The 21,204-nt window shown below is 69.1% G+C and carries 20 protein-coding genes, 1 tRNA gene and 1 pseudogene; 9 read left to right on the top strand and 13 right to left on the bottom strand.

All coding sequences use genetic code 11. The features are described 5' to 3' along the window. Positions 1–41: 41 nt before the first annotated feature. A complete protein-coding gene (locus ACFP2T_RS26310; RefSeq protein WP_377425892.1) occupies positions 42–536 on the bottom strand; it encodes a YajQ family cyclic di-GMP-binding protein in 495 nt (164 codons plus the stop codon). A 145-nt stretch (positions 537–681) separates the two neighbouring features. On the opposite strand from ACFP2T_RS26310, the gene ACFP2T_RS26305 reads away from it, so the two are divergent. Then, positions 682–765: transfer RNA gene (locus ACFP2T_RS26305), tRNA-Tyr, on the top strand. 277 nt (positions 766–1,042) lie between these two features. Here ACFP2T_RS26305 and ACFP2T_RS26300 read toward each other — a convergent pair. Continuing rightward, entirely contained in the window at positions 1,043–1,978 is a 936-nt protein-coding gene (locus ACFP2T_RS26300; protein WP_377426235.1) for an aminoglycoside phosphotransferase family protein, read from the bottom strand. Positions 1,979–2,193: 215 nt separating this feature from the next. Between ACFP2T_RS26300 and ACFP2T_RS26295 the strand changes: the two genes are divergently transcribed. After that, positions 2,194–2,799 carry a DinB family protein gene (locus ACFP2T_RS26295; protein WP_377425889.1) on the top strand — a complete coding sequence of 202 codons (606 nt, stop codon included), beginning with the start codon at positions 2,194–2,196 and terminating at the stop codon, positions 2,797–2,799. Between the two features lie 78 nt (positions 2,800–2,877). Here the strand turns inward: ACFP2T_RS26295 and ACFP2T_RS26290 are convergent, their stop codons facing one another. The 3 genes from ACFP2T_RS26290 to ACFP2T_RS26280 all read right to left on the bottom strand — a co-directional run bounded on the left by ACFP2T_RS26290 (position 2,878) and on the right by ACFP2T_RS26280 (position 5,233). Beyond that, the gene (locus tag ACFP2T_RS26290) at positions 2,878–3,780 is read right to left on the bottom strand and encodes a hypothetical protein (RefSeq protein WP_377425887.1); all 903 of its coding nucleotides are present in this window, start codon (positions 3,778–3,780) and stop codon (positions 2,878–2,880) included. Next, positions 3,777–4,109, bottom strand: coding sequence for a PadR family transcriptional regulator (locus ACFP2T_RS26285; protein WP_377425885.1), 333 nt, complete (start codon positions 4,107–4,109; stop codon positions 3,777–3,779). The genes ACFP2T_RS26290 and ACFP2T_RS26285 overlap by 4 nt, the downstream gene beginning before the upstream one ends. A 245-nt stretch (positions 4,110–4,354) precedes the next feature. After that, on the bottom strand, positions 4,355–5,233 hold the full coding sequence (locus ACFP2T_RS26280) for a fructosamine kinase family protein (protein ID WP_377425882.1): 879 nt from the start codon (positions 5,231–5,233) through the stop codon (positions 4,355–4,357). Between the two features lie 230 nt (positions 5,234–5,463). On the opposite strand from ACFP2T_RS26280, the gene ACFP2T_RS26275 reads away from it, so the two are divergent. Further along, positions 5,464–6,102 carry a class I SAM-dependent DNA methyltransferase gene (locus tag ACFP2T_RS26275; RefSeq protein WP_377425880.1) on the top strand — a complete coding sequence of 213 codons (639 nt, stop codon included), beginning with the start codon at positions 5,464–5,466 and terminating at the stop codon, positions 6,100–6,102. 134 nt (positions 6,103–6,236) lie between these two features. On the opposite strand, the gene ACFP2T_RS26270 is transcribed toward ACFP2T_RS26275, so the two are convergent. Both ACFP2T_RS26270 and ACFP2T_RS26265 read right to left on the bottom strand, forming a co-directional pair. Then, positions 6,237–6,698, bottom strand: a complete 462-nt coding sequence (locus ACFP2T_RS26270) for a hypothetical protein (protein WP_377425877.1) — start codon at positions 6,696–6,698, stop codon at positions 6,237–6,239. A 50-nt stretch (positions 6,699–6,748) separates the two neighbouring features. Then, on the bottom strand, positions 6,749–7,060 hold the full coding sequence (locus ACFP2T_RS26265; RefSeq protein ID WP_377425875.1) for a hypothetical protein: 312 nt from the start codon (positions 7,058–7,060) through the stop codon (positions 6,749–6,751). 29 nt (positions 7,061–7,089) lie between these two features. On the opposite strand from ACFP2T_RS26265, the gene ACFP2T_RS26260 reads away from it, so the two are divergent. Continuing rightward, on the top strand, positions 7,090–7,434 hold the full coding sequence (locus ACFP2T_RS26260; protein ID WP_377425873.1) for a cupin domain-containing protein: 345 nt from the start codon (positions 7,090–7,092) through the stop codon (positions 7,432–7,434). 102 nt (positions 7,435–7,536) lie between these two features. Here ACFP2T_RS26260 and ACFP2T_RS26255 read toward each other — a convergent pair whose 3' ends face one another. The 4 genes from ACFP2T_RS26255 to ACFP2T_RS26240 form a co-directional block, all read right to left on the bottom strand. Beyond that, the gene (locus tag ACFP2T_RS26255) at positions 7,537–8,592 is read right to left on the bottom strand and encodes a hypothetical protein (RefSeq protein ID WP_377425871.1); all 1,056 of its coding nucleotides are present in this window, start codon (positions 8,590–8,592) and stop codon (positions 7,537–7,539) included. After that, entirely contained in the window at positions 8,589–8,936 is a 348-nt protein-coding gene (locus ACFP2T_RS26250; protein WP_377425869.1) for a PadR family transcriptional regulator, read from the bottom strand. The genes ACFP2T_RS26255 and ACFP2T_RS26250 overlap by 4 nt, the downstream gene beginning before the upstream one ends. An 83-nt stretch (positions 8,937–9,019) precedes the next feature. Next, positions 9,020–9,520, bottom strand: coding sequence for a universal stress protein (locus tag ACFP2T_RS26245; protein ID WP_377425867.1), 501 nt, complete (start codon positions 9,518–9,520; stop codon positions 9,020–9,022). Between the two features lie 102 nt (positions 9,521–9,622). Then, positions 9,623–11,287, bottom strand: a complete 1,665-nt coding sequence (locus tag ACFP2T_RS26240; RefSeq protein ID WP_377425864.1) for an MDR family MFS transporter — start codon at positions 11,285–11,287, stop codon at positions 9,623–9,625. Positions 11,288–11,470: 183 nt separating this feature from the next. Here ACFP2T_RS26240 and ACFP2T_RS26235 point away from each other — a divergent pair, with 183 nt between their 5' ends. The 3 genes from ACFP2T_RS26235 to ACFP2T_RS26225 all read left to right on the top strand — a co-directional run bounded on the left by ACFP2T_RS26235 (position 11,471) and on the right by ACFP2T_RS26225 (position 14,582). Further along, the gene (locus ACFP2T_RS26235; RefSeq protein WP_377425861.1) at positions 11,471–12,055 is read left to right on the top strand and encodes a TetR/AcrR family transcriptional regulator; all 585 of its coding nucleotides are present in this window, start codon (positions 11,471–11,473) and stop codon (positions 12,053–12,055) included. A gap of 102 nt (positions 12,056–12,157) precedes the next feature. Then, a complete protein-coding gene (locus ACFP2T_RS26230) occupies positions 12,158–12,790 on the top strand; it encodes an acyl-CoA-like ligand-binding transcription factor (protein ID WP_377425858.1) in 633 nt (210 codons plus the stop codon). 226 nt (positions 12,791–13,016) lie between these two features. Continuing rightward, a complete protein-coding gene (locus tag ACFP2T_RS26225) occupies positions 13,017–14,582 on the top strand; it encodes an FAD-dependent monooxygenase (RefSeq protein WP_377426233.1) in 1,566 nt (521 codons plus the stop codon). A 15-nt stretch (positions 14,583–14,597) separates the two neighbouring features. Here ACFP2T_RS26225 and ACFP2T_RS26220 read toward each other — a convergent pair whose 3' ends face one another. Together ACFP2T_RS26220 and abc-f are read right to left on the bottom strand one after the other, a co-directional pair. Then, positions 14,598–15,494: a Vgb family protein gene (locus ACFP2T_RS26220; protein ID WP_465264270.1), complete on the bottom strand. Its 897-nt coding sequence runs from the start codon at positions 15,492–15,494 to the stop codon at positions 14,598–14,600. Between the two features lie 12 nt (positions 15,495–15,506). Then, a pseudogene (abc-f, locus tag ACFP2T_RS26215) lies at positions 15,507–17,156 on the bottom strand (ribosomal protection-like ABC-F family protein). A gap of 242 nt (positions 17,157–17,398) precedes the next feature. On the opposite strand from abc-f, the gene ACFP2T_RS26210 reads away from it, so the two are divergent. Next, positions 17,399–17,983 carry a TetR/AcrR family transcriptional regulator gene (locus tag ACFP2T_RS26210; RefSeq protein ID WP_377426228.1) on the top strand — a complete coding sequence of 195 codons (585 nt, stop codon included), beginning with the start codon at positions 17,399–17,401 and terminating at the stop codon, positions 17,981–17,983. Positions 17,984–18,584: 601 nt separating this feature from the next. Then, complete coding sequence (locus ACFP2T_RS26205; RefSeq protein WP_377425856.1) at positions 18,585–21,116, top strand: putative bifunctional diguanylate cyclase/phosphodiesterase; 2,532 nt, start codon at positions 18,585–18,587, stop codon at positions 21,114–21,116. Positions 21,117–21,204 lie beyond the last annotated feature (88 nt).

The raw sequence follows: 21,204 nt of genomic DNA, 5'->3' as shown, positions 1-21,204 counted from the left end.
GGGATCCTCGATGATCCCGGGCGCCGGAGTCCGGGCGGGGCTTAGCGGTAGTTCGTAAACTGGAGGGCGAGGCCGAAGTCCTCGGTCTTCAGCAGGGAGATGACGGCCTGTAGGTCGTCCTTCTTCTTGCCGGTCACCCGAAGCTGGTCGCCCTGGATCTGCGCCTGTACGCCCTTGGGGCCCTCGTCGCGAATCTTCTTGCTGATCGCCTTGGCCTTGTCCGAGTCGATGCCCTGGATGACCTTGCAGTCGATCTTGTGCACCTTGCCGGACGGACGCGCCTCGCCGGCGTCCAGGGACTTCAGCGAGATGTTCCGCTTCACCAGCTTCTCTTTGAAGACCTCCAGGGCCGCCTTGACCCGTTCCTCCGTCTCGGCCTGGAGGCTGATCCCCTCCTCGCCCGACCAGGAGATGTCGGCGCCGGTGCCACGGAAGTCGAAGCGGGTGGAGAGCTCCTTCTCCGTCTGCCGGAGGGCGTTGTCGATCTCCTGCCGGTCGACCTTGCTGACGATGTCGAACGACGGGTTGGCTGCCATGATCCGCTCCTGCTGTATACGACATGAAGGTGTACCGGTGCCGCCGAGCGGCGGTCCGACATGCCGACCGTACCCGCTTGCGCGACTGCCCGGTGCAACCGCTATCCTTGCTTCCGCTGCCGCGTTGTACGTGGCGGCACGCCCTGGCGGGTTGCCCGAGCGGCCAATGGGAGCGGACTGTAAATCCGTCGCGAAAGCTTCAGAGGTTCGAATCCTCTACCCGCCACCAGGTGCGAAAACAGCCCTTGACCAGGCATAACGCCGGTCGAGGGCTGTTCTCGTCTGTCCAGCCGTCAACGGCGCTGCCCGGCCGTCAACGGGTGCCCACGGAGAATGCGCGGAGAAGTTTCCGGGGACTCAGGTGGTCCCGTCGCCCTGGTCGTCGTCGGGGTTCAGCGCCTCCTCGATCCGGCGCCGGGCAAGCTCGTCCTGCCCCACGATGCACTTCGCGTAGGTCCGTCAGGCTTGCTCGGCGGAACGCTGGCCAGCAGGGGAGCCGCAGATCCTCACGATGCGCTTGAGTCGGCCATGACCTCGTCGATCGTGTACTTGGCCTCGGCTGCCAGGGTGGGTTCGATATCCCGGTAGTAGTGGAGCCCGCCGAGTGATATCGACAGTGCGCGGGCACGGGCTCGTGCCCAGATGGCTTCATCGCATCCGACTCTCGATCGGAAGGCCCGTCGGACGCTGGCGGGCAGAACGGTCCAGGCGACGATCAGGTCGCATGCCGGATCGCCGATGCCGACGGTCGCGAAATCGATGACCGCGCTGAGCCGACCATCCAGGGTCAGGATATTGCCGGGTAACAGGTCCGCGTGGACCCAGGTGGGCGGACCGTCCCATGAGGGAATGTCCAGTGCCTCGTCCCAGATGGCAGTGGCCGTGTCGGTGTCGATCGTGCCTTTCAATCCCGCAATGGCGCCTCGCGTCTGCCCATCCATGCGCGCCAGTGGTCCGCCGCGGTAGGCCCTGGGTCCGTCGGGGATGTCGATGGCGCGAAAGGCGCTGACGAACTCGGCCAGGTCGTCGGTGAGATTGGCAGGCGCGGTGAGGTTGCCGGGGACTGGGTTCGAGCCAGGAAGCCAGCGAAGGATCGACCAGGTCCAGGGGTATTCGTCGGTAGGCTGACCCACGGCGACAGGGGCAGGGATGGCGACGGGCAGGTAGGGGGCCAGTTGCCGCAGCCATCGTTGCTCCTCGGCCTCGTCGCCCGCTGCCCATGGCACGCGGCACAGCCGCACAACCAGGTCAGGTCCCAACCGGAACAGCGCGTTGACGGTGCCGGTTGAGGGCACTCGTCGCAGGGGAAGACCCGCCCAGTGGGGAAACTGTCCGGCGATCAGCCGTGCGACGGTGTCGACCGAGATGTCGATCTCATCGGCGTGCATCTTCCGATCGGGCAGAACACCCTCCTGATGAAGCGCGGTCGTCGCGTCGAGCATCTCCAAGTAGCGATCCCGAGGCAACCGAATCCCGTCTCGAAGACAGGATCCACCGATTCCGCAAGGTCGACCGTCGACATGGCGGGAACACCTCGGGCCGCTACCCGGGCATGGCAGGGCGCAGGCACGGCGTGAGAGTGGGGTCACTGACGGGTGTCGGGGCCTTCCGGAGCCCGCGTGGATGAGTGGCAGGGCGCGTGGCAGGCTCGTGCCCCATGATCGATGAATTCGCGAAAGAGTACCTACACAGCGACCTGCGACGCCTCCGCGAGACGATGCTGTGGAAGCTCGACGGGTTGTCCGAGTACGACGTCCGCCGCCCTCTGACCTCGACGGGAACCAACCTTCTCGGGTTGGTCAAGCACCTGTCGGTATGCGAGTCCAGGTACTTCGGTGAGGTCTTCGACCGGCCGTTCCCCGAGCCTCTGCCGAGGTGGGACGACCTGGGGGCGAGGGGTTTCGACATGTGGGTGACTGAGCAGGAGACGCGTGAGGACATAATCGACCGCTACCGTCGCGCATGGGAGCACTCGGACACGACGATCAGCGCCCTCGCCATCGACTCGCCTGGCCACGTGCCGTGGTGGCCACGTCCCGATGTGAAGCTGTTCAACATCCTGGTCCATGTGCTCAGGGAGACCAGCCGGCACGCCGGTCACGCCGACATCTTGCGCGAACATCTCGACGGCTCGACAGGGACGTCGGCCGAGTACGCGAACTCCGAGCGCGACGCGGCGTTCTGGGAAGCTAGGTGCGAGGCGATTGAGCGGGCTGCCAAGGCGGCGGTGGTTCCATCAACGCGCACGGCTGAACCGGACTGACGCCCTGATCAGCTAGCCACGCTTGCCCACCCACTCAGCAACGTCGCCTGGCCGAAGCGACGGGGCCGGCTTCCGTGTCTACATGCGGGCTTGGCGGCGGCTCGCGATCGTGCTGGCAGCGAGCGTGGCCGCCATGAGGCCGGTGAGGATTAGGAGAGGGGTACCGGAAATACTCATCACAGGGGCGTTTCCGATACACAAGACGTGGTATGTAGCGCGGGTCAGGGCCGGGATCAGGAGAAGCGTGAAGGCGACAATCGGCACCCGTGCATCGATCGGTGCGGCGATGATGGCTAACACCGCGAACGCGTAGAGGGACATGGTTGGAACGCCCGACCAATCGTTGATTGGATTTGGCGTCAATGCCGCGACTGCTAGCGCGCCGAGAAGCAGCCAGATCCACGGCTTTGTTACGGCCCTTCGCGGTGCCCGGAGAAGTGGGAGCAAGGTCAGCAAGGGCAGCAGCAGAGACCAAAGAAGGATGTCTGACATATACCAGAGCTCTTCGGCACGCGAAGTGGACGCCCAAGGTCTCACCCCCCACAGAGAGGTCAGCACAGCCAGTACCATGGCGCCAAGTGCTAGCTTGTACCTACCCCACGCCGTCGTGAGAACTGCTATGGCCAGCATCGTGAGCACGACGACGACCCACGGGGGTATGTGGTACGCGTACTCTGATGACAGAACCGACACCCAATAGATCGGCTGTTCGGCCCAACGCGTTACGCCATAGATAAGTAACGCCAGTGTGCATAGCCGCAACGTGGAGTGGCGCGCCGCCTGGGCGTCGAGTCGGTCGGCGCCTGTGCGAGCGCGAAGACCGCCGATCACCAGGGCCCACGATTCTCGTAGGCTCGGTCGCCGGTGCCCTTCGTCGGCTGGGGCTAGCACGATCTCCAAGATTTCGTCTGCGCGGTACTCGCGATAGGAGCGCGGGTACGCCTTCAGTAGCCACCGGTAATGACGTTCGAGGTCGGTCACGTCAGCGCCGTCCGAGCCACCGCAACCGACCGCGCTTGGCGACCGCGCACCGCTTGTGCGGCGGCGACCATCCGCTCTGCTTCCGCATGCAGTGCGGACAGACCCCGGTCGGTCAGCTCGTAGGTGCGGCGGGCGCGACCGTTGACCACGGACTCATCCGCCACCCGCACCATCTCTTCGCTGGTGAGCCGGTCCAACGCGGTGTAAAGGGTGCCCGCCAACAGGCGCACCCGCCCCCCAGACAACTCCTCCGCCCGCTTGACGATCGCGTAGCCGTGCAACGGCTCATCCTGCAAGGCGGCCAGGATGAAGTAGGTGGGCTCGCGCATCGGCCCCGGCCTTCCAGTCATGGCGTCAATATATACAGATGATCGAAGTATCGGTCAAGCATGACTCAACGCCCCGTGGGCGAACGTCCGTGGTGATCGCGATCGCGGGCAAGGACAGTGGCCACCCAAACGCTGTCGGGGGCCTTCGTCGTTCTGTCCCACCATGTCCCGCTGGACGTCGTTGACGCTCGCCGTTAGGGGCGTATCCGGGGGAAGATCACCGCGGTCAGCCGTCTGGCCTCTGCTCACGATCGCGTCCGGAACGGGGCAAGGGTGGCCCGGATCTGGTCGCCCGCGCCCCAGTCGTCGTCGAACTGGGCCAGCACGGCGAGGTGTTGTCGCAGCTGGACAATCGGCATCCGGGCCCGCCAGTCGCCGTCAAGCGAGGTCAGGTCCGCGTAGACCTCGAAGAACCGTTGTGCCTCGGGCGGGGGCGAGGTCGTCCACACATGGGCGAGGTCGACCTCGGCCCACATGTAGGACACGGCCGGGTCGATCAACGCGGGCTGCCCGTCCGGGGTGGCCAGGATGTTCTGTGCCCACAGGTCGCCATGCGTCAAGCACGCCGGCCGGTCCGGCAGCAGGTCGGGCAGTCGGTGACACAGCCGCTCCAGCGCCGCCCGGTCTCCGGCGTCGAGTGCCGCCTCGACGCGGGGCTCCCCGAGCCACCGAAGCAGCCGGTGCTGTGCGAAAAATACGAAGCCGTCGTCATCCCAGGTATTGATCTGGCGGCGGCGGCCCAGCCAGTTGTCGCGGTGCCATCCGAAGCGAGGATGGGTCGTGCTCATGTGCATGCGGGCGAGCGCGTGCGCGAACTGCTCCCAGAAGATCTCGCTGTGCGGCCTGGGCCGCAGCACCGACAAGACAAGCAGTTCCCGGTGCGCCAGGATCACCTCGGGCGTCGCCACGCCACCGAGCTCGCGCAGGGCGGCCAGCCCTTCGGCCTCCGCGGCGAAGACGTCGTCGGCCGGCGGGTCGACGAAGGCCTTGACGAACACCGACGGCGCGTCCCGGCGGGTGGCTATGCCCGCGAGCGCCGCGAGCCCGCCCGTCGCCGGCTCCACGGTGATGACCTCGCGCATCCCGGCCCGGAGCAGGCGCTCCAGCAGGAACGTCGAGCGCATCAGGACGAACTCCTCTTGTCCGGGGTGCTGGTTCGCCAGAGCTTATGTGAACAACAGTCGACGGCCTCCCGAGGATTGGCGTCCGACCCAAGGTCAGACGACACAACATGCCGTGATCCGCGCCCCTGCCGCAGACCGTGGGGGCCTCCACGGGCGTCTTGACGATCATGTCTGCGTCAACCGCTGTCCGTCCAAGCGGCCACCACTTGAGTCGGGCTACCGTGCCGGGCATGCGTGTTCCCGGCTGGCTCGACGACACCCGGACCTCGTACGACGCCGTGGCGGTCAGTTACGCCGATCTGCTGCGCGACGCACTCGCATGCGAGCCGTTCCAGCGGGGCATCCTGGCGCTCTTCGCCGAGCTGGTGCGCGCTCAGGGGAACGGGCCGGTCGCCGATGTCGGCTGCGGTCCGGGCCGGATCACCGGCTACCTGCACGATGCCGGCCTGGACACGTTCGGCGTCGACCTGTCGCCCGCGATGATCGACGTGGCGCGGCGGGACCATCCCGGCTTGCGATTCGAGGTCGGTTCCATGACGGGTCTCGAACTGCCCGACGGTCGCCTGACCGGCCTGCTCGCCTGGTTCTCCTTGATCCACGTCCCCGATGACGAGGTACCGGCGGTCCTCGCCGAGTTCTTTCGGGTAATGCGGCCCGGTGGGGCGCTGCTGGTGGGCTTCCATGCCGGTGAGGGCAGCAACCTCAAGACGGAGGGCTACGGCGGGCACCCGATGAACGTCTATGTACACCGTCGCTCACCGGCGCGGGTCGCGGCCTGGCTGGAAGCTGCCGGCTTCACCGTCGAGGCCGAGATGTTGCATCGCCCGGCCCCGGACCTCGAAGGTGGATTCGTCTTCGCCAACCGGTGAGGGTGCCGAGACTGCGGCGTCGACCTGGCCGAACTGCTCGTAGTCCGGCCGTCGACGGTATGCCAACACGAGAAGATCGAGCCCGGCTGGGCCGCATGGTCCTGGCCGAGACGAAGCCGCCGCTAGCGGTGTCGTCACCGGCGGCTGGGCCAGCGCCGCCAGCGCCACCGCCCGGTGCTCGGGTCGACGTACTTGAGGCGGTACACCAGGGTGTCCCAGCCCATGTCCCCGAGCAGGGATCCCGAGTGGTAGTGGCGCCACGAATCGTCCTTCGATCCGAGGTGCCAGGCGATCGCGGCCACGAATCCGCCGGCGACACCGATGGCCATCCCGCCGACAGCTCCCACCACCGCGCTCCGGCCGAGGCCGACCGCGTCAACGAACAACCCGCCGAGGACGGTCAGGGGGAGAGCGACTATCAGGCCTGCCATCCCACCTCGCAGGAGCGCTGCGGGCATCTTCCACCGGCCCGCCTGGGTGTAGCAGCTGAACCCGGCGGAAATGGCCGGAATCAGTGCGAGCGGAGCAGGGATCAGTACCAGCAGCCAGGCCGGCCACGCGAACAGGTTGATCAGTTGGCGCCATAGCTCGGCCACGCCACGAGACTATCCAGCACGGTCCATCGATGTCATGCCCGACGAGGTCCTCAGCTCAGTCCATACAGGACCCGCAGGTCAAGTAGATGGTGGCCGTAGACCGTATCGTGCCGCAGGTCGAGGACCAGTACGAGGAACACGTTCGGTGTCTCACAACTGATGAGCACATGCTGGTGATTCGAGATCGGCATGGTCCAGGCGTGGGTGACAACGCCTGCGGAGAAGTCATGGCCGTCGAGATCGCTGTCGTCGATCGAGTCGAAGTAGGGCCAGAAGTCGAACGGTGGAGGGCTGTCCTGGTCGACGCGCACCGGGTGCGGGTCCATGGTGGCGCGGTACTGGGACTCGGTTAGCTGGACCACGCCTCGTCCTCCCTGACTAGACTTCCGCCATGCTGATCATCGAAGGTGCGGGGGTGTGGACCGCGCCTGCCGAGGCGGCCAACGACTGGGTGGAGCACCTGCGGGTGCCGGACCTGTCGGTGGGAACGTACTGCATCCCGGCGGGCGGTCTCGACGATCAGAGCCCGCACACCGAGGATGAGATCTACGTGGTCACCGCGGGCCGGGCCAGGATCGTGACGCCGGACGGTACGGCCGAGGTGGGCCCCGGTTCGGTGATCTTCGTTCCGGCGGGCGAGGAGCACCGGTTCGAGGAGGTGACCGAGGACCTGGCGCTGCTGGTGGTGTTCGGTCCGGCGTACGGCTCGCGCGCGCCGGACCAGCGAGCCAAGTAGGCCCAGGTCGGCTGCTAACGGATCGGATTTCTCCACCACCAATAGGGGTAGTAAGCGGCTACTGACCAGATCCGGCAGGGCCCGTAGCTCGGGCCCGGCGTTCTATTCCTCGCCGTCCGGTGGAGAGCTACGGGGTCCGACCGGGCGTGCCAGCCGACTGGCGGAGTTGTCGAGCGCGAGTACCCGCGCCGACCGTTCCCACCGGTGCACCGCCGCCACCGCGACCGCCAGCGTCGACAGCGGGACCAGCGCCAGCAGCAGCCACTGGGTCAGGTTCAGACCGGCCGGAACTCCCGCGTCGAACGGTCTGTCCATAACCGACGAGTACCTGAGCCCGACCCGGCTGAGCAGCAACGACGCGCCGACCGGGACGAGTAGCGCGAGGATCCGCCGTCGCAACGTCGCGTTGAGGCTCAGCACCGTGAGGAGGCCGATCGTGTATCCGACGGAGAGCAGCAGCGCTTCCAGATAGGTGACGTTGTTGGTGAAGATCCAGGGAGTCCGGAAATTGCCGACGTCCGTGACGGAGAAGGACGGCAGGACGATCGCCGCGATCGCGGGCGCGCTGCCGAGCATCAGTGTGGCAAGGGCCAGCAGAGCGAGCCGCCAGCGCCCGAGCAGGATCGCGCCCGAGCGGGGTCCTGCCACGGTCAGCGCCACCGCGGCCAGCACGGCAAGCGCCGTGGGCCACAGGTTGAACACGGACAGGTAGTCGTACCGGCCGTCCGCCCGTGCCACCTCGAGTGCGGCGGCGGGCCAGGCCAGTACGGCTGCCGGCCGGTGCCATCCGATCGCGGCCAGTACGGCCACGGTCAGCCAGATTGACGCCCAGGTGAAAGGTAGGGGAGAGTCGACCCATCCCTGGCTGAGGTACAACAGCGGCAGACGCGCGGTGTACGCGAACATGACGAGCGGGGCGAGCAGGCCCAGTATCGCCGCCGCATTCCGCCACGGCTGCTCGGACAGTCTGGTGGCGGTGCATCGGAAATGGGCCCGCAGCGCGCTTCCCAGCAGGTCGAGTACGTCCCGAACCCGTGGCCGGCGCTGCTGGGGACCGGCGTCGTCGAGCAGTACGCCGAGCAGCTCTTCCTCGTACTCCCGGCGGTATTCCCACGGGTAGCAGGCCAGCAGGCGGCGGTATCCGCGTTCCAGTGTCATGCCACACCACCATCGGCGAGCAGGCCGGCACGGCGTAGCCGTACCGTGGCGGCGTCGACGTTGCTGCGCAGCCGGGCGGTCTCCTCGGCCAGGCGGCGGGCGCCCAGTGCGGTGAGCCGGTAGTAGCGGCGCAGCCGTGACTGCACCAGTTCCTCGCGCTCGACCTCGGCCAGCCCGTCGGCGCGCAGCCGGTCGAGCACGGCGTACAGCGTGCCGGCGCGCAGGTTGACCCGCCCGTCGGAGATCCGCCGGACCTCCTCCAGAAGCGCGTATCCGTGCTGGGGCGCCTCGACCAGGGCGGCGAGGATCAGATAGGTGGGTTCCCTCATGGGCGGGTCACTCATCGCAGTAGCATATACCTTCCACAGGTATATGCAACGTCCTTGCGCCCGCAGGGAGCCCGGCCCGGCCGGCGGCCTCTTCCCGGTCAGGGGACGACCACGACAGGCCAGCGGCCGAGCCGGACCAGACGGGTCGCGATGGACCCGACGAACCGATGCCCGGCCTGGGCGGACACCCCGACGACCACCAGGTCGGCCCGGACCCGGTCCGCGGCCTGCCGCAGCTCCAGGTAGGGGTCGCCGCGCCGGGTCACGAAGGTGGTCGGGACGCGGTACTCGTCGGCGATGAGGCGGACCTCGGCCCGCAGGTCGGCTGCGAGTTCCTGACATGCCTTCTCCCGCGCCTCGGCGGCGACCCCGGACATCGCGGCGACGAAGGACGCGGGTGCGACCACGAAGACGACGACCAGACGGCACCGCTGCCGTCTGGCCATCCCACAGGCGTACGACGCCGCGTGCATCGACGTCGGGCTCCCGTCGATCCCCACCATGATCACTCGCGGTCCGTCGAAGCCCCGTTCGACGATCAGTTGCTGCTCTGTGGGTCCGTAGTGTTCGTCCTCCGGGGTGGCAACGGGCATGTCCATCTGCCTTCGTCCTCCGCGTAGATCGATCGTGGGGGCGGTTGCCGGACGGCCGCCCGCCGGCACTCGGCACCCGGCGAGCGGCTTCAGGCGTACTCCGGCGGCTCAGCTCCCGGATGGCCGCCGCGTCGCCGCCTCGGTGGCCTGCGGTTCGGTGCTGGCCAGGTCGGTCGGCGGCGCCCCGTCGACGGCGCCGGCGGCGGTGGCGGTCGTGTGCCCCGCATCGGGCAGGTCCAGGCTGGACCGGAGGAAGATCGGCCTGAGCAGGGCCGCGGCGATCACGCCGACGAGCGCGATCGCGGCGGAGATAAGGAAGATGTGCCCGGTGGCGTCGCCGTACGCGTTGCGCACGATGTGCCGCACCGCGTCCGGCAGCCCGTTCAGGTTGAGGCTCCCGCCGGCGTTGCCGGAGGCCGAGGCCGGAACACCGGCGGCGGACAGATCGTGGGTGATCTGGTCGGTGACCCGGCGGGCCAGGACCGCGCCGAGGACGGAGACGCCGATCGTGCCGCCGAGAGAGCGGAAGAACGCGACCGTGGCGCTGGCGGCGCCGATGTCGCGCAGCGGTACGGCGTTCTGCACGGCGAGCACCAGGTTCTGCATGGTCATCCCGACTCCGATGCCGACGAGCAGCATCGCCGCGCCGACGAAGACCAGGGACGTCTCGTGGTCGATGGTGCCGAGCATGAGGAAGCCCGCGACGAGGATGATCGAACCGGTGACGATGTACGGCTTGATGCGCCCGGACCTGGTGATCAGGCGACCCGCGATGATCGACGAGGCGAGCACGCCGGCCATCATCGGGATGGTGAGCAGGCCGGCCTCGGTCGGGGTGTAGCCGCGCCCGATCTGGAAGTACTGGCCGAGGAAGACGGCTCCGCCGAACATGGCCATCCCGACCGCGAGGCTGGCGATGATGGCGAGCGCGGTCGTGCGCTGCCTGACGATGTCGAGCGGTACGACCGGTTCGGCGGCCCGGGACTCGACGAGCACGGCGAGGGCGAGCAGGACCAGCGAGCCGCCGACCATCACCCCGGTCTGCCAGGAGACCCAGCCGAACGAGCTGTCGACGAACGAGATCCAGATGAGCAGCAGGCTGACCCCGGCGGCGATCAGGGCGGCGCCGAGGTAGTCGATCTTGACGTTCTCGCGCCGGACGGTGGGCAGCCGCAGGGTGGCCTGGAGGACGATCATGGCGATGATCGCGATCGGTACGCCGACGAAGAAGCACCAGCGCCAGCCGAGCCACGAGGTGTCGACGATCAGGCCGCCGAGCAGCGGCCCGCCGACGGTCGCGACCGCCATCACGCCGCCGAGGTAGCCGTTGTACCGGCCGCGCTCGCGGGGCGGGATCATCGCGGCGATGACGACCTGGACGAGGGCCTGCAAGCCGCCGACGCCGATGCCCTGGAAGGCGCGGGCGGTGATGAGTTGACCGGCGTTCTGGCTGAGGCCGCTCACGATCGAGCCGAGCACGAAGATGACGATCGCGGCCTGGACGAGGGTCTTCTTGTTGAACAGGTCGGCGAGCTTGCCCCAGATCGGCGTGGTCGCGGTCGCCGTGAGCAGGGTGGCGGTGACCACCCAGGTGTACTGCGTCTGCGAGCCGTCCAGTGCGCCGATGATCTTCGGCAGCGCGGTCGAGACGACCGTACTGCTGATCATGGCGACGAACAGCACCAGCAGTAGGCCGCTCAGCGCCTCCAGCGTTCGCCGCCGGTCCAACGGCTCCGCAGTCGGCGCGGCGGTCGTGGTTGTGGGTGCGCTCATCGTGCGGTCTCCTGCCTGTGCTGGGAGCTGGGCGGCTCGGTGGGCCGGTCGAGGCTGGCCCCGATGCCCGCGCCGCCTCCCTCGCTCCCGATCGTGTTTTCCCATACGAGCTTCACGGGTTCTTGCTCATTGCGCAAGTTTGCTCACTGGGAAATAAGTCACCGCCACGTAGGCTTGTTCCCGATGGACACGACGGTCGGACGCCGGGAGCGTAAGAAGGCCGCGACCCGGCAGACTCTGCACGAGGTCGCGCTCCGGCTCGCCGCCGAACAGGGACTTGACCGGGTCACCGTCGAGGCCATCGCGGACGCCGCTGACGTCTCCCGGCGTACCTTCTCGAACTACTTCGCGAACAAGGAAGAAGCGCTCTTTCACGCCGATCTGGTCCGGATCCGCCGGCTACTGGAACTGGTGCGCGGCCGGCCCGCGGACGAACGCCCCTGGACCGCCCTGAGCCGGGCCGGCGAGGAGCTGACCGCCGGGAGTGACTACCTGGACCCGCAGTGGCTGGCCCAGCGCCGCCTGATCCGCGCCCACCCGAGCCTCGCGGCGCACCAGATCACGGTGTACGGCACGGTCGAGCGGGAACTGACCGCCGAGATCTCCCGACGGCTGCCGGACAGTCCGGATTCGCCGCTGCGGGCGCGGGTGCTCGCCGCGGCATTCCTCAACGCGCTCCGCGCTGCCACGCAGCACTGGATCGATCATCCGGACCGACCCCTCGCCGAACTGGTCCATGACGCCCTCACGTATCTCACGGACCGGTGACCGGCCGGCCGGAGCGGGCCGTCGACCGACGGCCGACGGCAGGAATAATTTTGCGTGGCCCGCATCTTTGCGTGTCACGCAAGAAGAGCTAGGGTGGATGACGTGAGCATCGAAGGCGGCGGGCGGGTCGGACTCCGGCAGCGGAAGAAGGCCGAGACCAGGGCGATGCTCAGTTGGGCCGCCATCCGGCTCGCGGTCGAACGGGGGTTCGACAACGTACGGGTGGAGGACATCGCCGAGGCGGCCGGCGTGTCTCCACGTACCTTCAACAACTACTTCTCCAGCAAGGGCGAGGCGATCGTCGCCCGTCATCTCGACCGTTCCCTCAGGGTGGCGGCGGAACTGCGCCGCCGGCCCGCGTCCGAGCCGCTCTGGGAGTCGATCGTCCACGCGGTGCTCGTACAGCTCGATCCGGGACCGGAACTGGCCGGGCAGCCGATGCCGGAGCACCAACAGTGGGTCGCCGGCACTCGGCTGATGATCGCCGAGCCGTCGGTGCAGGGCGAGTTCCTGCGGGCGAGCGCGCTCGCCGAGGCCGAGATCGCCACGGCCGTCGCCGAGCGCACCGGCACCGACGTCCGGCGCGACCTGTATCCGCAACTCGTGGCCGCCGCCGTCATGGCGGCCACCAACGTGGCAACGCAGCACTGGATGCGCGCCGATCCGCCGGTCGACATGAAACCGCTGCTGACCGAGGCTCTCCACCAGCTCGCTGCGGGACTGCCGACGCCGTAACCCCGGCACCTCACCCGTTCACCTCAACCCGGCACCGCCGGGCCGATGCCCCCTGCGTCGATGCCCCTGCGGTCGATGCCCCGTGCGCCGACGACCCGCCGCGTCGACGGCCCCGCACCGACACATCTCACTCGACACATCTCACGTCGACACACCCCTCGTCGACGCAGCCCGCGCGAACAGCGGATCCCACCCACGGAGGTTTCACCATGTCCGACGATGTCTCATCGCCGGCGCCGGGCCGAACGGCCTGATGCTGGCCTGCGAACTGGCCCTGGCCGGCGTGCGACCGCTGGTGCTGGAGCGGCTGACCGGCCCCACCGACGAGCAGCGGGCCAACGGGCTCGTCGGCCAGGTCGTCCGGATGCTCGATCGTCGAGGGCTGCACGAACGGCTCAGTGGCAGCCCGGCAGCACCGCGCCCGGCACCGTCCTACATGTTCGGTGCGTTTCCGCTCGACCTGTCCGTACTCTCCGACAATCCGGTCTACCTGCTGATGGTGCCGCAGCGTCGGCTCGAACAGATGCTGGCGGAGCGGGCCGCCGAGCTCGGCGTCGAGATCCGCCGCGGGCACGAGGTGACCGGACTGGTCCGGCAGCCCGACGCGGTCACGGTCGAGGTGACGGGGCCGGCTGGCCCGTACCGGATCGAGACCCGGTTTCTGGTCGGGGCCGACGGCGGGCGCAGTGTGGTCCGCAAGCTCGCCGGCATCGGCTTCCCGGGCGTGACCACGGACCGTACGGTCGCCCGGAGCGGCCACGTCAGCGTGCCCGCCGAGCTGATCGATCCGGCGAGCGGTGGTCTGGCGATACCCGGATACGGAATCGTTCCGCCGTTCCTGCACCACCGCACCGAGCGGGGGCTGCTCGCCTGGGCGCCGTTCCCGAGCGGCCCGCCCGCGCTGAACACCCTGGAGCTGCGACCACCCGGCGACGAGGGCCGGGACTTCCCGGAGCCGCTCACCATCGCCGAGCTGCGGGAGAGCGCACGGCGGGTACTCGGCGTCGACCTGCCGCTCGGGCCACCGGAAGGCGCCGGCCCGCACATGCTGCGCAGGCTGACCGGCGGCAACACCCGACTGGCCGACCGGTACCGCGACGGCCGGATCCTGCTGCTCGGCGACGCCGCGCACGTGCACTCGGCGATCGGCGGACCCGGGCTGAACCTGGGTCTGCAGGACGCGGTCAACCTGGGTTGGAAGCTCGCCGCCGAGGTGCGCGGATGGGCGCCACCGGGACTGCTGGACAGCTACGAGAGCGAGCGCCGGCCAGCCGGCGAACGGGTCACCATGCACACCCAGGCGCAGGGCGTGCTGGCCGGGCCGGGCATCGACATCAGCGCCCTGCGTGCGCTGTTCAGCGAACTGCTGGCGGACCGACGTACGGTGCGGCATCTCGCGGACCTGTTGGCCGGCGCGGACATCCGGTACGACATGGGGCCGGACCTCGCCGCCGAATCGTCCCCGCCGATCGGCCGTTGGGCGCCCGATCTGCTGCTGCACACCGAAACCGGCCCGGTACGGCTGGCCGAACTCACCCGCCGGGCCCGGCCCCTGCTCCTGGACCTCAGCGACGGCGGCACGCTGACCGGCGACGCCGCCAGCTGGCGTGACCGGGTCGACGTGGTGACCGCACGGGCGGAGGATCCGACCGTCACCGCGCTGCTACTGCGGCCGGACTGCTACGTCGCCTGGGCGACGGCGTCTCCCCGGCCGGACGACCGGGACCGCGAGGCGCTGCGATCGGCCCTCGTCCGCTGGTTCGGTGCTCCGGCCGAGACCGCCGGTAGCTGACGGAGTGCCGCCCGATCACGGCGTCAGCCGGGCGATGCCGCCGATCTCCAGGGCCACCCAGATCGCCCCGTCCGGGCCGACCGTTATCCCGTGCGGTTCGGAACCGGGCGTCGGCAGGTCGTACCCCCAGATCTCGCCCTCGACCGTGACCCGCCCGACCCGGTTGGCGCCCCACTCGGTGAACCAGCAGCCACCGGCCGGGTCCGCGACGATGGCGTGCGGCCGGGCGGCCCGGTCCGGCAGCGGAAACTCCTGGATCCGGCCGTCCGGAGTGATCCTGCCGAGCTGACCGGCCCCGATCTCGACGAACCAGACGGCGCCGTCGGACCCGGCGGTGATGCCGACCGGTGCGGCGCCCGGCGTGGGCAGCGGATGCAGGGCCGGTACGCCGCCCGGGCCGAGCCGGCCGATCGAGTTCGCCTGGTTGAGGGTGAACCACAGCGCGCCGTCGGGCCCGGCTGTGATCACACTGGGCAGCCCTCCGGAGGTGGGTAGCGGATACTCCGTGACCGTTCCGTCGGTGCTGATCCGGCCGATCCGGTCGGTGTTCATCTCGGTGAACCAGAGCGCACCGTCGGGGCCGGTCGTGATGCCGAACGGCCCACAGTCCGGCGTCGGCAGCGGGTACGAGGTGACCTCGCCCCGGGTGGTGATCCGACCGATCCGATGGTCCCGGAACCGGGTGAACCAGAGCGCACCGTCCGGGCCGGAGGCGATGACCGACGGCCCGCACGACGGATCGTCGAGCGGGTAGCTGTCGACGTGGCCGTCCACGCCGAGTCGGACAATCCGGCCGGCATGCACCAGGGTGCTCCAGAGCGCGCCGTCCGGCCCGGCCGTGATGCCGTACGGCCCCGCGTCAGGGCCTGACACCGGCATTTCCTGGATCGACGGTGGGACGTGTCGTCGCATCGCATTTCCTTCCTACCTCGAAAGTCTTCCTCGAACGCGTGAATCCGAGTCCGTCTCCAGCCGCCCGTCGGTCATCGCGCGGTGCTCGCCACGCCACCGTTGGCGCAGTCGCCGGTCGTGGCTCACCACGAGCAGCGCGCCCGGATAGTCCGCGAGCGCCGCCTCCAGTTCCTCCACCAGACCGGGGGAGAGGTGGTTGGTCGGTTCGTCGAGTAGCAGCAGGTCGGCGGGCCGACTGAGCAGCCGTGCGAGGGCGAGCCGTTGTCGCTGCCCGGTGGAGAGGTCCGACACGGGTACGTCGAGCCGGTCGCGTTCGAACAGCCCCAGGGACAGCAGTCGGTCGCGGTGTGTGTCCGGCGGTCCGGGCAGCCCCCGGCCGAAGGCCGTCAGCAGGGTCTCCCGGGGACGTGTGACCGACGTCGTCTCCTGGGGCAGGTATCCGATCCGGGCCCGGCGGTCCAACCGGCCCGCGTCCGGGGCGAGTTCACCGGCCAGCACCCGCAGCAGGGTGCTCTTCCCCGCCCCGTTCGGCCCGCCGATCAGCAACCGGTCCCCGCCGCGCACGGTCAGCCGGACATCGAGAAGCCGGCCGGCGACCGTGACTCCCGAGACGTCCAGCAGGATGCCGTCGGTCGCCGTGCCGGGCAGCGGCGGAGTGAACCGGAGCGGCTCCGGAGGCGGCGGCACCGGTTGGTCGTACAGGCGCCGTAGCCGTTGTTCGGCGTTGCGGACCCGGCTCGCGACGGACTGTTGGACCCGGCCGGCGTCGCGGTCGTACGCCATCTTGTTGCGGTCCTTCATCAGCCGGCCCGGTGCCACCTGGCGCGCGGTGGTCGCCGCGGCCTCACGTGTCCGGTCGACCTCGGTCCGCCATCGGAGGTGGGCCTCCGCCCAGCGCCGCCGCGCCGCCGCCCGTTCGGCCAGGTAGCCGGCGTACCCGTCGCCGTACCGGGTCAGGGTGTGGCGGTCACCGTCCACGTCGATCAATGTGCTGGTGACCCGTTCGAGGAAGAGGCGGTCGTGCGACACGACGACGGTGGTCCCGACTCTGCCCCTTAGGTGCTCCTCCAGCCAGGTCAGCGAATCGTCGTCGAGATGGTTGGTCGGCTCGTCGAGCAGCAACACCTCGGAGCCGGCGGCCAGGACCGCCGCCAGGTGCAGCCGGGCCCGCTCGCCCCCGGAGAGGCTGTCGAGCCGCCGCTCGTGGTCGACACCGGCCAGGCCGAGCGCGTGCAGGGTGCGCGCCACCCGGGCGTCGGCGCCGTACCCACCACGCAGTTCGAAGACCGTCGCCAGGTCGCCGTACTCGGTCAGCTGCCGGTCGTCGCCGTCGGCGAGCAGCGGCTCCAACTCCCGCAGCCGGGCCTCGATCGCGCGTAGTTCGGCGAGGGCGCCGTCGATGACCTGCCGCACCCGCAGGTACGTCGGCAGCGGTGCTTCCTGTCCGAGCTACCCGACACCGGCGGTGGCGACGACGGTCACCTGTCCCTCGTCGGGCCTCTCCCGACCGGCGAGCAGACGCAGCAGCGTGGACTTGCCCGAACCGTTCTCGCCGATGATCCCGGCGCGTTCGCCGGGGGCGACGGTGCAGGTGACCCCGTCCAGCACGGTCCGGTCGCCGTAGGTCTTGCTGACGGCGTGCAGGCTGATCTGGGTAGGCATTCCGATACTCCTGTACTCCTGGGCGTCGAGCGGTCGGCGTCCGTCGAGGTGACGGCACGGGACGCGGTGAACGCTTCACAGGAGCATCGGAGAGACCTCGCTTAAGGCGACGGATGTAGCAATAAGATACTGCCATGACCCCGCAGCGACCGCCAAGCGACTTCTCCGCCGTACCGGCCGGAGCGGTGCGGCCGGGGCCGGCCCGGCGGCCGGGTGGACGTACCGCGCAGGTGCGCCGCCGGGTGCTCGACGCCGTCCGTGCCCACCTGCTGGAGTACGGATACGACGCCCTGGCCGTGGACGCCGTGGCGGACCGGGCGGGCGTGCACCGCACCACGGTCTACCGGCGCTGGCGTGATGTCGGCGGGCTGCTCGCCGACGTTCTCGCCGAGGCCGCCGACGACGGGTGGCACCCGCCGGACACGGGCTCGCTCGAAGGCGATCTGATCGCGGTCAACCGGGAGGTGTACGCCGCACTGACCGGCGGTTCGCCGATCACGATTGCGCTGATCTCCGCGTCGTTCCGGTCGCCGCAGGCCGCGGAGGCGCTCCGCGCGTTCTGGACCGACCGGTACGCCCGTTGCGAGGTCATCGTGCGGCGGGCCGTGGCGCGGGGCGACATACCGGCGGAAAGTGCCGCACGTCGGCTGATCGTCGCGGCCACCGCGCCGCTCTACCACGAACTGGTGCTCCTGCGGTCGCCTGCCGACGGGCAGCTTGCCGAGCGGGCGGCCCGGGACGCCGCCGCAGCAGCTCGTGCGGGCGCATTCACGGAGGGTGACTCTTCCCGTCCCGTCCAGGCCACCGGCCGATCCGGCGAACACTGAGCGCTCCGCAGTGGACAGCTGCCTCTACTCTGCGGTCGAGGAGGCCGTCGATGGAGACTCCGTCCGTAATGGGCAGAGTCAGATAGATAAAGCGGTTTAACCGATATCTGTCGACGACGGTATTTGATGTAGCTGACCATGTACGGGTGGTGAGTCTTATTGAGCAGTGAGTGAATCATGTCGGCCATTTGCCGGCGAGGTGGTTGCGGCCGGCCGGGGGAGTTGTCCCTACCGAACGGTTAGACTTCGGCGATCCCCGGGTGGTCGCTCTTCCGATGGCTTTGCCGGTTCACCGGACTGTGGCACCATCATGGAACATCTAGCTTCTATGACACATCACTCGACGGGAGCAACCAATGCCTGCATGGAGGTTGGGCCGGTTCGTTGGCTCCCTTCTTGTGCTCGCCGTGCTCGCCGTAGGTGGTTCAGTCGTGAGCGTGGGCGTGATCGACGGGGCGGGCATGAGGGTAGTGACGGCCTCGGAGACGTCTGACGAGGGTATGCAGCCCACCCCTAGGGGCGCCTTCCAGGCCTTCGGCTTCGAGTGGACATAAGAGGGCCGTCCTCGCCGAGGAGCGATCCCCCATAGACGGGGAGTGATATGCCTAGGGGCTCTGCAGTGACACGTCGGTCTCCCGAGCATGCCTGGCTCGTTACCGGTCCGCTCGGAATCCTTGCCGTCGTGCTGACGGCGGCACTCGGCGTACTTGGCGAGAGTCCCATCGGCGAGTGGCCCTTGGCCGCCCTGATCTTCGGCTTGGTCCTGGTCTCCGAGATACCGATGTTCCACTTCGTCGTCCGGCGCCAGACGATGTCGTTCACCATCACCGAGATCCCGCTGCTCTTCGCGCTCTTTGCGCTGCCGCCGCTGACCGTGGTGCTGGTCTTCACCCTGGGCTCGCTCATCACCCAGGTGCGCCGCCGGTTCGCCCAACCCAAGGGCTGGTTCAACGTCGCAAAGGCGGCGACAGCCAGTTCGATGGCCAGCCTCGTCCTACTGGCCCTGCCGGACATGCGCGGGTTCGGGCCGGGCACCTGGGCCATCCTGTTCGCCGCCGTCGGCAGTCACACCCTGGTCACGCTCGGGGCCGTCGTCGCGGTGATCGCCGTGATCCACGGGGCACCGGCCGGCTGGGAGATGATTCGTTCCTCCGGACCGGGACTGGTCGCCGCCACGATCAACGTCGCGGTGGGCCTGGTCGTCATGCTCTGCATCCGGACCACCTGGTGGTCCGCGCTGCTGCTGCTCGCGCTCGCCTGCGCCGTGGCGGTGCTGTACCGGTCGTACGCACAGTTCTTCCGCCAGCACCGCACGCTGGCCGACGTCTACGAGATGACCAAGGCGATGAGCGAGCGCGGCCAGGACGGGACGCTGGCCGACTCGCTGCTGGTGCGGGTCCGGGCCATCATGCAGGCCGAGGCCGCCACCCTCTGGCTGCCGGCCCAGGGGCGCCACCCGGAGGTGCTGTTGACCGCCCGGGTCGACGAGCGCGGGCTGCTCGACATCTCCCGCACCCCGGTCATTGCCCGGCAGCGGGCGTGCGACGAAGGTCGCACGGTTGCCGCCGGCGCCAGGGTGGGCGGGGATCGGGATGTCCGGGAGGCACTGCGTGGGGCGGGAGTCAAGGACGTCATCGTCACCCCGTTGCGATCCGGCCAGGCGGTCATCGGCTCCCTGGAGGTGGTGAACCGACTCGGCGATATCGGCCACTTCACAACGGGCGACCTGCCGATCCTCGAAACGATCGCGGCACACGTGGCGGTGGCACTCGAGAACTCGCGACTGGTTGACCGGCTGCGCCACGACGCTTACCACGACGGGCTGACCAACCTGCCGAACCGGCGACGGGTGAGCGACGCGCTCGAGAAGGCGGTCGGAGTACGCGCCCCCGGCGAGGTGGTGGCCGTGATGCTGTTCGATGTGGACTCACTCCGCCAGGTCAACGAGTCGGTGGGGCACGCGGCGGGTGACCAGGTGCTGACCGAGGTGGCGAACCGACTGCGCGCCTCGGCGCCACCGGCCGCGTTGGTCGGCCGGATCGGCAGCGACGAGTTCGTGGTGACCCTGCGGATGGAGAGCGTGGACGCGGTGCTCGAACTGGCCGCGCAGTTGCGTGAGCAGATCCGTGACCGGATGGTCTTCGACGCGCTGGTCCTCGATGTCGACACCGTGGTCGGAGTGGCAGTGCATCCCGACCACGGCAGTGACTCGGCCACCCTGCTGCAACGGGCCGATCTCGCCGTGACCAAGGCCAAGTCGGCCCCGGACGGGATCCAGTTGTTCAGCCCCGGGCTGGAGTCGCGGTCGTCACACCGGCTCGGTCTCGCCGGGGACCTGCGGCGGGCGCTGGACAACGCCGAGGTACAGGTCTACTACCAGCCCAAGGTCACGCTGCGGAACCGGCGGTTCGTCGGGGTGGAGTGCCTGGCCCGTTGGGAGCATCCGGCACACGGTGCGGTCGCTCCGGAGGACTTCGTGGCGGTGGCCGAGCACACCGGCCAACTCGGCCGGCTGACCGAGCTGGTCCTCCGGGAGGCGCTCCGGCGCAGTCGTGACTGGAGCATCGGTGGTGAGCCGCTGGCGGTCTCGGTGAACGTCTCCGCGCGGACCCTCGGCGACCAGCAGTTCCCCGCCCAGGTGCAGGAACTGCTCACCGAGTACGGCGTCGCCCCGGAACTGCTCACCCTCGAGATCAAGGAAGCCGGTGTGCTGGACGGCACCGAACGCGCGGTGCCGGGGCTGCGCCGGCTGCGTGACATCGGGGTACGTCTGGCGGTCGACGACTTCGGCACCGGCCACTCCTCGCTCTCCTACCTGCGCCGGCTGCCGGTCAACGAGGTCAAGGTCGACCGCTCCTTCGTGCAGGGCATGGCGACCGACCCGGTGGACCTGGCGATCGTGAACGCGGTGGTGACGCTCTCCCAGCAATTCGGTCTGGCCGTGGTCGCCGAGGGCGTGGAGAGCGAACTCACCCTGGAACTGCTACAGGACATCGGCTGCCAGATCGGGCAGGGATTCCTGTTCAGCCGTCCGCTGCCGTACGAGCGGCTGGAGGCGTGGTTCGCCGCCCAGTCGGAGTCCGAGGCCCACCCGAGCGGCGCCGACGTACGGCGGCTGCGGGCGGTGCCGTGAGCCGGTCCACCGGCCGGTTCGATGCCCCGGAACGCTACCGGGGATCTGATTTCACCTCGTGCCGTACGCCGTGTACTCTTACCTCTGC

Origin of the sequence: Plantactinospora solaniradicis, assembly GCF_042658085.1 — a bacterium.
GTDB lineage: Bacteria > Actinomycetota > Actinomycetes > Mycobacteriales > Micromonosporaceae > Plantactinospora > Plantactinospora solaniradicis.
This window is presented reverse-complemented; position numbering and strand designations above follow the sequence as displayed.

Bases quoted from the DNA above. Each gene is read 5' to 3' on its own strand.
- ACFP2T_RS26260 (WP_377425873.1), top strand. From the start codon at position 7,090: ATGCTGATCATCGAAGGTGCGGGGGTGTGGACCGCGCCTGCCGAGGCG.
- ACFP2T_RS26275 (WP_377425880.1), top strand. From the start codon at position 5,464: ATGCGTGTTCCCGGCTGGCTCGACGACACCCGGACCTCGTACGACGCC.
- ACFP2T_RS26250 (WP_377425869.1), bottom strand. From the start codon at position 8,936: ATGAGTGACCCGCCCATGAGGGAACCCACCTATCTGATCCTCGCCGCC.
- ACFP2T_RS26220 (WP_465264270.1), bottom strand. From the start codon at position 15,494: ATGCGACGACACGTCCCACCGTCGATCCAGGAAATGCCGGTGTCAGGC.
- ACFP2T_RS26235 (WP_377425861.1), top strand. From the start codon at position 11,471: ATGGACACGACGGTCGGACGCCGGGAGCGTAAGAAGGCCGCGACCCGG.
- ACFP2T_RS26300 (WP_377426235.1), bottom strand. From the start codon at position 1,978: ATGCTCGACGCGACGACCGCGCTTCATCAGGAGGGTGTTCTGCCCGAT.
- ACFP2T_RS26205 (WP_377425856.1), top strand. From the start codon at position 18,585: ATGCCTAGGGGCTCTGCAGTGACACGTCGGTCTCCCGAGCATGCCTGG.
- ACFP2T_RS26240 (WP_377425864.1), bottom strand. From the start codon at position 11,287: ATGAGCGCACCCACAACCACGACCGCCGCGCCGACTGCGGAGCCGTTG.
- ACFP2T_RS26280 (WP_377425882.1), bottom strand. From the start codon at position 5,233: ATGCGCTCGACGTTCCTGCTGGAGCGCCTGCTCCGGGCCGGGATGCGC.
- ACFP2T_RS26255 (WP_377425871.1), bottom strand. From the start codon at position 8,592: ATGACACTGGAACGCGGATACCGCCGCCTGCTGGCCTGCTACCCGTGG.
- ACFP2T_RS26310 (WP_377425892.1), bottom strand. From the start codon at position 536: ATGGCAGCCAACCCGTCGTTCGACATCGTCAGCAAGGTCGACCGGCAG.
- ACFP2T_RS26295 (WP_377425889.1), top strand. From the start codon at position 2,194: ATGATCGATGAATTCGCGAAAGAGTACCTACACAGCGACCTGCGACGC.
- ACFP2T_RS26245 (WP_377425867.1), bottom strand. From the start codon at position 9,520: ATGGACATGCCCGTTGCCACCCCGGAGGACGAACACTACGGACCCACA.
- ACFP2T_RS26285 (WP_377425885.1), bottom strand. From the start codon at position 4,109: ATGCGCGAGCCCACCTACTTCATCCTGGCCGCCTTGCAGGATGAGCCG.